Annotated in this window: 10 protein-coding genes and 1 pseudogene; 8 read left to right on the forward strand and 3 right to left on the reverse strand. The window is 63.0% G+C overall.

Going from position 1 to position 10,145, the window contains the following annotated elements; translation table 11 throughout:
- The coding region (locus EN884_RS12600) for a 5'-3' exonuclease H3TH domain-containing protein (RefSeq protein ID WP_281034826.1) at positions 1-1,810 on the reverse strand (1,810 nt) is incomplete at its 3' end.
- 416 nt (positions 1,811-2,226) lie between these two features.
- Between EN884_RS12600 and EN884_RS12605 the strand changes: the two genes are divergently transcribed.
- The 7 genes and pseudogenes from EN884_RS12605 to EN884_RS12635 all read left to right on the forward strand — a co-directional run bounded on the left by EN884_RS12605 (position 2,227) and on the right by EN884_RS12635 (position 8,565).
- The gene (locus tag EN884_RS12605) at positions 2,227-3,612 is read left to right on the forward strand and encodes a M20/M25/M40 family metallo-hydrolase (protein WP_063170335.1); all 1,386 of its coding nucleotides are present in this window, start codon (positions 2,227-2,229) and stop codon (positions 3,610-3,612) included.
- Between the two features lie 124 nt (positions 3,613-3,736).
- Positions 3,737-4,357 (forward strand): ribonuclease D, encoded by a 621-nt coding sequence (locus EN884_RS12610; RefSeq protein ID WP_013529549.1) that lies wholly within the window; start codon positions 3,737-3,739, stop codon positions 4,355-4,357.
- 100 nt (positions 4,358-4,457) lie between these two features.
- Positions 4,458-4,661: a hypothetical protein gene (locus EN884_RS12615; protein ID WP_013529550.1), complete on the forward strand. Its 204-nt coding sequence runs from the start codon at positions 4,458-4,460 to the stop codon at positions 4,659-4,661.
- Positions 4,662-4,769: 108 nt separating this feature from the next.
- Positions 4,770-5,023: pseudogene (locus EN884_RS12620) on the forward strand (GlsB/YeaQ/YmgE family stress response membrane protein).
- A 25-nt stretch (positions 5,024-5,048) separates the two neighbouring features.
- Positions 5,049-5,195, forward strand: a complete 147-nt coding sequence (locus EN884_RS12625; protein ID WP_013529552.1) for a hypothetical protein — start codon at positions 5,049-5,051, stop codon at positions 5,193-5,195.
- Between the two features lie 18 nt (positions 5,196-5,213).
- The gene (locus EN884_RS12630) at positions 5,214-6,128 is read left to right on the forward strand and encodes a hypothetical protein (protein ID WP_063170334.1); all 915 of its coding nucleotides are present in this window, start codon (positions 5,214-5,216) and stop codon (positions 6,126-6,128) included.
- Between the two features lie 169 nt (positions 6,129-6,297).
- Entirely contained in the window at positions 6,298-8,565 is a 2,268-nt protein-coding gene (locus EN884_RS12635) for a transglycosylase domain-containing protein (RefSeq protein ID WP_063169020.1), read from the forward strand.
- A gap of 9 nt (positions 8,566-8,574) precedes the next feature.
- On the opposite strand, the gene EN884_RS12640 is transcribed toward EN884_RS12635, so the two are convergent.
- Positions 8,575-8,940 (reverse strand): nuclear transport factor 2 family protein, encoded by a 366-nt coding sequence (locus EN884_RS12640; RefSeq protein WP_027161316.1) that lies wholly within the window; start codon positions 8,938-8,940, stop codon positions 8,575-8,577.
- A 161-nt stretch (positions 8,941-9,101) separates the two neighbouring features.
- On the opposite strand from EN884_RS12640, the gene EN884_RS12645 reads away from it, so the two are divergent.
- Positions 9,102-9,854 (forward strand): SDR family oxidoreductase, encoded by a 753-nt coding sequence (locus EN884_RS12645; RefSeq protein ID WP_013529556.1) that lies wholly within the window; start codon positions 9,102-9,104, stop codon positions 9,852-9,854.
- Positions 9,855-9,867: 13 nt separating this feature from the next.
- Here the strand turns inward: EN884_RS12645 and EN884_RS12650 are convergent.
- On the reverse strand, positions 9,868-10,145 hold a 278-nt coding region (locus tag EN884_RS12650; protein WP_164894990.1), incomplete at its 5' end, for a zinc-binding dehydrogenase.

Consider the following 10,145-nt stretch of genomic DNA (forward strand, 5'->3'; position numbering starts at 1 on the left):
GCGAGAGGATCTGCCTGTCGACCGAGATGCCGCGCTGTTCCATGCGCGCCAGCACCGGCACCAGCGGCCGCTCCAGCCGCTCATAGACCGACACCAGGCCCTTGGCGGCAAGCCGCGGTTTCAGCACCAGCCAGAGCCGCAGCGTCACATCGGCGTCTTCGGCGGCATGAGCCGTCGCCTTGTCGATGTCGACCTGATCGAAACCGACCGAGCTTTTGCCCGAGCCGGTCACGTCCTTGAGCTGAAGAGGAGTATGACCGAGCCACTTTTCGGCAAGCGCATCCATGCCGTGACCATGGGGCGTACCGGCATCGAGCACGTAGGAGATCAGCATGGTGTCGTCGAACGGTGCGACATCGATGCCGTAGCGGCTCATGATGACAAGATCGTATTTCAGGTTCTGCGCGATCTTGAGAACCGATCTGTCTTCGAGCAGCGGTTTCAGCACCGCCAGCGCCTCGCGCAGCGGAATCTGGTTTTCGAGCGCGCCACCACCGAGCAGGTCGCCATTGCCGCTCATGTGGGCGAAGGGAATGTAGGCGGCGCGTCCGGGAGCCGTGGCGATGGCCATGCCGATCAGTTCCGCCTGCATCGGATCGGCGGATGTCGCCCTGACGTCGAAGGCGGCGATGCCAGCCTCCCGTGCCTCGGCGACCCAGGCTTTCAGGGTCGAGATATCGCGGATGCAGTGATAGGCCGAAATGTCGATCTTGCCGGTGGCCGCGCGCTCCAGCCTTAGTGCCGCGAGCAGGGAGGGGGTATCGCCTTGTTTTGACGTCTCCGCCGTCCCGCCGGCTTCGTCCGGTTCAGTGCCAGGCGCGTTTCGGGCAACCGGCGGCAAACCGGCGCCAACGTCCGGGCCATGGGCATGATCGGCGCGTTCGACGGTGACCGCGACGGCCTGGACGTCGCCGGCCTCGGTGCTGGTCGCTTCCGCGACACGGCGGGTCAGCGAGGTGAATTCCATGGTCTTGAGGAAACCGATCAGCTTCGGGCCGTCGGGCGCGTGCAGGACGAAATCCTCCAGACCCTCGGTCACCGGTACGTCGTTCATCAGCGTCACCAGCTGACGAGAAATGCGCGCCTTGTCGGCGTTGGCGATGATCGATTCCCGGCGCTTGTCCTGCTTGATCTCGCCGGCCCGGGCCAGCAGCGTGTCGAGGTCACCGAACTGTTCGAGCAGTTGCGCCGCCGTCTTCGGCCCGATGCCGGGCACACCAGGCACATTGTCGACCGAATCGCCGGTCAGTGCCTGCAGGTCGACCATCTTCTCCGGCGGCACGCCCCATTTCTCGATGACCTCCGGAATTCCGATCTGGCGGTCCTTCATCGGGTCGTACATGGCGACCGTATCGCCAACCAGTTGCATCAAATCCTTATCGGAGGAGATGATGGTGGTATCGCCGCCGGCTTCGCAGGCGAGCCTCGCATAGGTGGCGATCAGATCGTCAGCCTCGTAGCCTTCGATCTCGACGCAGGGCAGGTTGAACGCCCTGGTCGCCTGGCGGATCAGGCCGAATTGCGGGATCAAATCTTCCGGCGGTGCCGAGCGGTTGGCCTTGTATTCGGGGTAGAGGTCGTTGCGGAAGGTTTTTGACGAATAGTCGAAAATGACGGCGAAATGCGTCGGCACGATGCCTACATCGGTATTGCGGGCGTCGAGCATCAGCTTCCACAGCATGTTGCAGAAGCCGGAAACGGCGCCGACCGGCAGGCCGTCGGATTTGCGGGTCAGCGGCGGCAGCGCGTGATAGGCACGGAAGATGTAGCCGGAGCCGTCGACAAGGAAGAGATGATCGCCTTTTTTCATGCCGGCAGGGATAGCGCGGCGCGGCGGCTTGGTCCATGCCAAAGGCAGCCTCGACTATCGGTTCCGGCAACACCCTGACAGATCGCCGTCACCCTGCTCACGCCCATGTTACAAAACTGTAATTTTCGTGCCCTTGAATCGCCACGTTCAGAGACCCAAATACACGTCATCGGCAGTTTTCGCCGAGTCCGGAGCAAGGCCCGTCCCCCGCCTATCCCGGACACCTGCGGCAGCCTATCCCCCCTCTCCGGGCTGCCGCATCGTTTCGAGTAGAAGGCCGCCGTGGTTCCCCCTCCACCACGGCGGTCTTTTTTTGCCTCGCAGAGACGTTTGCAGCCCGTGGTCCAATGATCGCGGGCTTTTCGTTTTCCCGTCATGCCTTTACGGTTCCGGTTCTGAATCGAAAGGCTTCACATATGTCCGCAGTTTCCCCCGTCCTCGACCGTCTCGACAAGAATCTCGACCAGAGCCTCGAGCGCCTGTTCGGCTTGCTCAGGATCAAGTCCATCTCCACCGATCCAGCCTATGCCGCCGACTGCCGCAAGGCGGCGGAATGGCTGGTGGCCGAACTCGAGCTGATCGGCTTCGACGCCAGCGTTCGCGACACGCCCGGCCACCCGATGGTGGTTGCGCACCATGACGGCCCGGCCGGTTCGCCGCATGTGCTGTTTTACGGCCATTATGACGTTCAGCCGGTCGACCCGATCGAATTGTGGGAAAGCGATCCGTTCGCGCCTGCTGTCAAGGAGGTCGGGCCGGACCACAAGGTGATCGTCGGTCGGGGGTCGGCCGACGACAAGGGCCAGTTGATGACCTTCGTCGAGGCTTGCCGCGCCTGGAAACAGGTGCATGGCAATCTGCCTTGCCGCATCACCATCCTGTTCGAGGGCGAGGAGGAATCCGGTTCGCCTTCGCTGAAGCCGTTCCTCGAGGCCAATGCCGGCGAACTCAAGGCCGATTTCGCGCTGGTCTGCGATACCGGCATGTGGGATCGCGACACGCCGTCGATCTGCGTCGGATTGCGCGGGCTGGTGGGTGAGGAGATCACGGTGAAGGCCGCCGACCGCGACCTGCATTCGGGCCTCTATGGTGGTGCCGCCGCCAACCCGATCCGCGTCCTGGCCAGGGTGCTGGCCGATGTCCACGACAAGGACGGCCACATCACCATTCCCGGCTTCTATGATGGCGTCGAGGAAACGCCGTCGCAGATCCTGAAATCATGGGAGACGCTCGGCGAGACTGCCGAGACGTTCCTGGGACCGGTCGGCCTGTCGATCCCGTCGGGCGAAAAGGGCCGCTCCGTGCTGGAATTGACCTGGGCGCGGCCGACGGCCGAGTTCAACGGCATCATCGGCGGCTATACCGGCAAGGGCTTCAAGACGGTGATCGCGGCCGAAGCCTCGGCGAAGGTCTCGTTTCGCCTTGTCCACAAGCAGGACCCGAAAAAAATCCGGGCCGCGTTCCAGAAGTTCGTCAAGGAGCGCATTCCGGCCGACTGTTCCGTCGAATTCCATCCGCATGGCGGCTCGCCGGCAATCCAGCTTTCCTACGACTCGCCCTTCCTGGCCAAGGCCAAGAATGCGCTGTCCGACGAATGGCCGAAGCCGGCGGTTACGACGGGCAGCGGTGGCTCCATTCCGGTTGTCGGCGATTTCCAGACCTATCTCGGCATGGAATCGCTGCTGGTCGGGTTCGGCCTCGACGACGACCGCATCCACTCGCCCAACGAGAAATACGAGCTCAGCTCCTTCCACAAGGGCCAGCGCTCCTGGGCGCGGATTCTCGATGCCTTGACGCGCTGAGCAGCGGAACCCCTGTTTTCCTGTTGATTTTTCAGCCGATCGCGGCGAGGACGGGCCACAAGATAAAGCGCTGCAGCATCCCCTGCGGGTCAGGGGGCACTGTAGGGCTCGACCGGAGAAGACAATGGCCGATATCCGTTTCCATAAAAACGACCTGCCCGACCTCTCGCACTACAATGTCGGGGCAGTGGCCATCGACACCGAAACGCTCGGGCTCAATCCGCATCGCGACCGGCTGTGCGTGGTGCAGATTTCGCCCGGCGACGGCAGCGCCGACGTCATCCAGATCGCGCCCGGCCAGAAGAAGGCGCCGAACCTCGTCAGCCTGCTGAGGAACCGTGGCGTAACCAAGCTGTTCCACTACGGCCGCTTCGATCTTGCCGTTCTCTACAATGCGTTCGGCGTCATGCCGGAGCCGGTGTTCTGCACCAAGATCGCCTCGCGGCTGACCCGCACCTATACCGACCGCCACGGGCTCAAGGACATCTGCTTCGAGCTTCTCGGCGTCGGGCTGTCCAAGGCGCAGCAATCGTCGGACTGGGCGGCCGAGACGCTGTCGCCCGAACAGCTCGAATATGCGGCTTCCGACGTGCTCTATCTGCACCGGTTGCGCGATGTACTGGCCGGACGGCTGGCGCGCGATGGGCGGACCAAGGAGGCCGATGCCTGCTTCCGCTTCCTGCCGACGCGTGCCAAGCTTGACCTGATGGGCTGGGACGAAGAGGATATCTTCGCCCATAGCTGAGGGCCGTTGGCGCGCTCCGCGGGCCGGTGACCGTTTGGAACCGGATACAGGCCGTCGCGTTCTGTCGGCTCAGTTTGTCGGTGCAATTGGGGATAATGACATGGCGGACAGAAAGCCGATTGCGACCGCGCCGACAGACGGCTCCAAGGTCTCCGTGACCTGGAAGGACAGCGACGGCGTCATCAACGAATCCATCGCGCAATATCGCGACGACGGCTGGTGGGTCTATATCGACAGTCACACGCAAAAGAAGGTCGAGCCGACCAGCTGGCGCCCTGCCGCAAGCGACGACGACGATCAATAAGCGCGCCGCTGGTGAGGCCGGCTGCTTTCGAATAGCCTAAGCTGTTGATGTCGAGGCCGATTCGGGCTTTCCGGTCCGCGGTCGCCCTCTTGCTCGGAGGAAATCGCTATGGGTGTCGAAAGCTTGCTCGTCTTCATCATCATCGGTGCCATCGCCGGCTGGCTCGCCGGTCTCATCGTTTCCGGCTTCGGCTTCGGCCTGATCGGCAACATCATCGTGGGCATCGTCGGTGCGTTCATGCCGGCTGGCTGTTTCCGCGGATCGGCTTTTCCATCGGCCGCGGCACTCTCGCCGCGATCATCCATGCCACGATCGGCGCCATCATCCTGCTGGTACTGGTCAAGGTTCTGAAACGAGCCTGAGGCTCGACAACGCAAAGAGCGCGCCATGAAACAGAATACGCTCTATCTCGTCATCGGCGCGCTCGTCGTCGTGGTCATCGCGCTCGGCATCTATGTCTATCGCGAGCAGACCAAACCCAAGGGCGTCGAGCTCAAGATCGACGACAAGGGCATTTCGATCCAGCAGAACTAAGCCATGCGGGGGCGCGACATGGTTGCTTCTGACGCCCCGGAAGACGTCGATCAGCCCCCGATCACCGTGGCGGAGTGGGAGAGGCTGAACCGGCCGCCAAGGCGCGAGGCGCTGCTGCGCTATCGTTGGCGGGTGTTTCGCTTTCTGAGGACATCCGCACCGGTCAGCGAATTGCAGGGGCAAGAGCAGGTATTCCGCGATGCGGTCGTCGCCACCGTGGCCTTCAACCGGCCCGAAATGATCGAATGGCAGATCCACCTGGTACGCCGATACCTGGCCGAGCACGAAAGCTACATCGTTTTCGACAACAGCAACAAGGGCGAGGCAAGGGAAGCAATCCGCGATCTCTGCCGTCGCCAGCATGTCCCCTATGTCGCATTGCCGAAGAACAGGCTGGTCGTCAGCAGATCGCACGGTCAAGCGCTCAACTGGATCGTGCGGAATTTCTTGCCCAGGTTCGGGCCGAAGCTGTTCGGCTTCATCGATCATGACATCTTTCCGACTGAACCGTTTTCGATCCGCGCCCGGATGGAGGGCAAAAGCCTCTACGGCAGCGTGCGGCGCGATACGCCGACGCCAGGCGGCTGGTTCCTGTGGCCCGGCTTCTGTTTTTTCGACGGAAGCCTTTTGCGGCGACGGCTGGATTTCGCCCCGAGCTACAAGTTTCATATGGATTCCGGCGGCGGCAACTGGCCTGTGCTCTACAGGTCGATCGATCCGGCGCTGGTTCGATTCGCTGAAAACAAATCGCTTCGCTTCGGCGCCGGACATGATCAATCCGAGGATTTTTTCATGATGGTCGAGGGCTGGCTGCACGTCACGAACGCCTCGAACTGGAGGCGACAGCCGGTCGACAGGGGCGAACACATTGTCGCGCTGTTGCGGCAAGCCGGCGGTCCCGACCAGCCGGATGTGAAGTTCGAGCCCATCTGAACGAGACAGCGAACAGCGTGGCGTCAGTAACCTGCAAAGAGCAGACGCTGGCGTTTTTGGCTGCCCAACCCCAAGGCCGGCATTCGAACACGACTTAACCCGCCCTTAAATCGCCGCATCTACTCTTCAACCCGAACGCCATAGGCATCGGGGACATCAAGCACAGCGCATGGCGAACCGCAGAGACAGTCGCATCGAACCCAGTTTCGAGGGGCCGCCGCAGGCGCGGTCCTCGGCGGGTCTTTCGGTGAACGAGGAGGATCGCGTCGTGCCGAGCAATCGCAAAGCCTCCGCAAAACGCAAGCCGGCCAAAGGGAAATCGTCGCGGGTCAAGCGCGGCAGAAGCCGGCGCGGCCTGTTCGGCGTGCTCGGCCGGCTGTTCTACTGGTGCTTCGTGCTCGCCATCTGGGGCGGCATCGCCGTGGCCGGCATCGTCATCTACTACGGCGCCAAGATGCCGGCGGCGACGACCTGGTCGATTCCCGACCGCGCCCCCAACATCAAGATCGTCTCGGCAGATGGCCAATTGCTCGCCAATCGCGGCATGAGCGGCGGCGAGGCGGTCGGCCTGCACGAAATGTCGCCCTATATCCCGGAAGCCGTCATCGCCATCGAAGATCGGCGCTTCTACTCGCATTTCGGCATCGACCCGATCGGGCTTTCCCGCGCCATGGTCACCAATGTGCTTGGCGGGCATTTCTCGCAGGGTGGCTCGACGCTGACCCAGCAATTGGCCAAGAACCTGTTCCTGACACCCGACCGCACGCTGGAGCGCAAGGTGCAGGAAGTGCTGCTGGCGCTATGGCTGGAGCACAAGCACACCAAGGACCAGATCCTCGAAATGTACCTGAACCGGGTGTATTTCGGCTCTGGCGCCTATGGCGTCGAAGCCGCCTCGCGCCGCTATTTCGGCAAGAGCGCGCGCGACGTCACCCTGTCGGAAGCCGCATTGCTTGCCGGCCTGCTGAAGGCGCCGTCGCGGCTGTCCCCGGCACGCGATCCGAAGGCCGCCGAGGAGCGCTCGCAGCTGGTGCTTGCCGCCATGCGCGACGAGGGCAAGATCAGCGCCAAGGAACTGACCTCGGCGATGAGCGCGCCGGCAACGCGTGCGCCGTCCTATTGGACCGGCTCGGAGAATTACGTCGCCGATACCATCATGGAGGAACTGCCCGACCTGATCGGCGACGTACGCGGCGATATCGTCATCGACAGCACCGTCGACCTAAACCTGCAGAAGCTCGCCGAGCAATCGATCCGCAGGCTGATCGACGACAGCGGCAAGAAACTCAACGTCAGCCAGGGCGCCCTGGTGTCGATCGACGATTCCGGTGCGGTGCGCGCCATGGTCGGCGGCTACGACTATTCGACCAGCCAGTTCGACCGTGCTTCGGAGGCACGTCGCCAGCCGGGTTCGGCATTCAAGCCGTTCGTCTATATGGCCGCTCTTGAAGCCGGCCGCACGCCCGACAGCATCCGCAACGATGCGCCGATCAAGATCGGCAACTGGACGCCCGACAATTACGGCGGCAAGTATTTCGGCAAGGTGACGCTGGCCACTGCGCTGGCCAAGTCTCTGAACTCGGTGGCAGCGCAGCTGACCATGGAGGTCGGGCCGAACGCGGTTGTCGAGGCGGCGCACCGCATGGGCATCCAGTCCGACCTGACAGCCAACACCTCGATCGCGCTCGGCACTTCGGAAGTGACGCCGCTGGAGTTGACATCGGCCTATGTCCCCTTTGCCAATGGCGGCTACAAGCCCGACATCCATTTCATCCGGCGCGTGACGACCACCGAGGGCAAAGTGCTTTACGACAGCGGCGGCGGCAGCGCGCCGCGCGTCGTCAAGCCTGAGATCGTCGGCATGATGAACTCGATGATGACGGGCACGGTTGAGATCGGCACTGCCCGGAAAGCGGCTTTCGCCTGGCCATCGGCCGGCAAGACCGGCACCAGTCAGAATTCGCGCGACGCCTGGTTCGTCGGCTACACCGCCAATCTCACCACCGGTGTGTGGTTCGGCAATGATGATGGCAGCCCGATGAAGAAGGTCACCGGCGGCGCACTGCCGGCGCAGGCCTGGCACGAGTTCATGGTTGCGGCCCACGAAGGTGTGCCGGTGCGGCCGCTGCCCGGCACCTGGAAATCGACGCCGGGCGACACAATCGTCCCCGACGAGATACCCTCGGCGAACAACACGGCGCCGGTTCCGTCCACGTCGGTCGGCCAGCAGGCACCAGCGCGGCCAGCAGCGCCGGTTGCCCAAGCGCCAGCGCCGGTCCGCGCGGCTCGTCCCGCCCAAACCGTCGATGCCGATGGCCTTTCCATGCCGGGGGATGACGGCGCCACCGCGTCGATCAAGCACCCGGTGCCGCCAGGCGACGTTGGCGGCCCGCGCAAGAAGCGGCAGACCTCGATCCTCGACCTCCTTGGCGGCTGAGTAGACCTGCTAATTCGCCTTTGGTTTGGCGCTGCCCAGCTTCTTGCTGTCAAAGGTCAGTTTGTCGCTGTGAATTTTGCCGTCGCTGATGGTGAGGTGCTTGGCGCAGGAAAGCGCGCCGGACGACTCTGTCATCAAGTCATACATTAGCAGCGCCTGGTGGTCGTCTCCGAAGGCCGCGATCATGCGCACACCGGTCACATCCTGTGAAAGTTTGGTCAGGCCCTCGAGGTAGGGGGCCTTGCCAGTCGACTGTTGCATCGGCCCATCAAAAACGACGTCGTCGGCGACATAGGATGCTGCCTTTTCGAGGTCGTGTCCTGTCCACGCTTTGGTGAAGGCGGTGGCGATGTCGAGGGGTGCTGTCTGTGTCATGACTTTGTCCTGATAGATTGATTCAGAACCCCGCACCCTTTCCGCATTCAAGGACCAACGGCGAGCCGGCTTCCCGGTTCCTCCTTTGAGGTGAATGGTGACATTTCGGCCTCTCGCCACCTCGGCGGCGTTCGGCTACATCTGCCGGCTGGAGACCTGAAATGACTGAGCTCGACACCCGAAAGACCATCGTGCTGACCGGCGCTAGCCGCGGCATCGGCCACGCCACCGTCAAGCGTTTTTCGCGCGAGGGCTGGCGCGTCATCACCTGCTCCAGGCAGGCTTTCGCCGAGGACTGCCCGTGGCCGGCCGGGCCGGAAGACCACATCAAGGTCGATCTCGCCGATCAGGAGGATGTCGGCATCGCCGTCTCCGAAATTCGCCACCGGCTGGAAGCGCATGGCGGCCAGTTGCATGCGCTGGTCAACAATGCCGGCATTTCGCCGAAGCTCAAGGACGGCAACAGCCGCATGAATTCGATCGACACGCCGATGCATGTCTGGCGCGACGTGTTCCAGGTCAATTTCTTCGCGCCGATCATGCTGGCGCGCGGGCTGTTCAAGGAACTGGCGGCGGCCAAGGGCTCGATCGTCAACGTAACCTCGATCGCCGGAACCCGCGTGCATCCTTTCGCCGGCACGGCCTACGCGACATCGAAGGCGGCACTCGGCTCGCTGACGCGCGAGATGGCGCATGATTTCGGTCCGCACGGCATCCGCGTCAACGCGATTGCGCCGGGCGAAATCGATACCGCGATCCTGTCGCCGGGCACGGACAAGATCGTCGAGACCATTCCTCTCAGGCGCCTTGGCACCACGGCCGAAGTCGCCGACATCATCTTTTTCCTGTGCTCGCAGCAGGCGTCGTATGTGACTGGCTCGGAAATCCACATCAATGGCGGCCAGCACGTGTGACAAAACAGGATGCTCATCCTGTTATGGTGAGAACAGCCTTGCCGCTGAAGCTGCGCTGTCGCAGTGCGTCCAGCGCTTGAGCGACGTCTGTCCACGGCGCCGTCAAGGCCACGCGCGTTTCGAGCCGGCCGGCTGCGACCAGAGCGAGCAGTGAGGCGATGTCCTCGCCGATGCCTGGACCAGACGTGTAGTACGCAAAAGTCTGAAGCCTTGCCCCTTCATGATCCGGAACGAACTGGCGGAATCCGACGGGCGTCAGCTCGCCGCTGCTCGAACCGAACATGACGATGG

Origin of the sequence: Mesorhizobium sp. M7A.F.Ca.AU.001.01.1.1 (assembly GCF_004022735.1) — a bacterium.
Taxonomy (GTDB): Bacteria; Pseudomonadota; Alphaproteobacteria; order Rhizobiales; family Rhizobiaceae; genus Mesorhizobium; species Mesorhizobium ciceri.

Coding starts and splice junctions, on each gene's coding strand:
- EN884_RS12605 (WP_063170335.1), top strand. CDS start 2,227: ATGTCCGCAGTTTCCCCCGTCCTCGACCGTCTCGACAAGAATCTCGAC.
- EN884_RS12610 (WP_013529549.1), top strand. CDS start 3,737: ATGGCCGATATCCGTTTCCATAAAAACGACCTGCCCGACCTCTCGCAC.
- EN884_RS12615 (WP_013529550.1), top strand. CDS start 4,458: ATGGCGGACAGAAAGCCGATTGCGACCGCGCCGACAGACGGCTCCAAG.
- EN884_RS12625 (WP_013529552.1), top strand. CDS start 5,049: ATGAAACAGAATACGCTCTATCTCGTCATCGGCGCGCTCGTCGTCGTG.
- EN884_RS12630 (WP_063170334.1), top strand. CDS start 5,214: ATGGTTGCTTCTGACGCCCCGGAAGACGTCGATCAGCCCCCGATCACC.
- EN884_RS12635 (WP_063169020.1), top strand. CDS start 6,298: ATGGCGAACCGCAGAGACAGTCGCATCGAACCCAGTTTCGAGGGGCCG.
- EN884_RS12640 (WP_027161316.1), bottom strand. CDS start 8,940: ATGACACAGACAGCACCCCTCGACATCGCCACCGCCTTCACCAAAGCG.
- EN884_RS12645 (WP_013529556.1), top strand. CDS start 9,102: ATGACTGAGCTCGACACCCGAAAGACCATCGTGCTGACCGGCGCTAGC.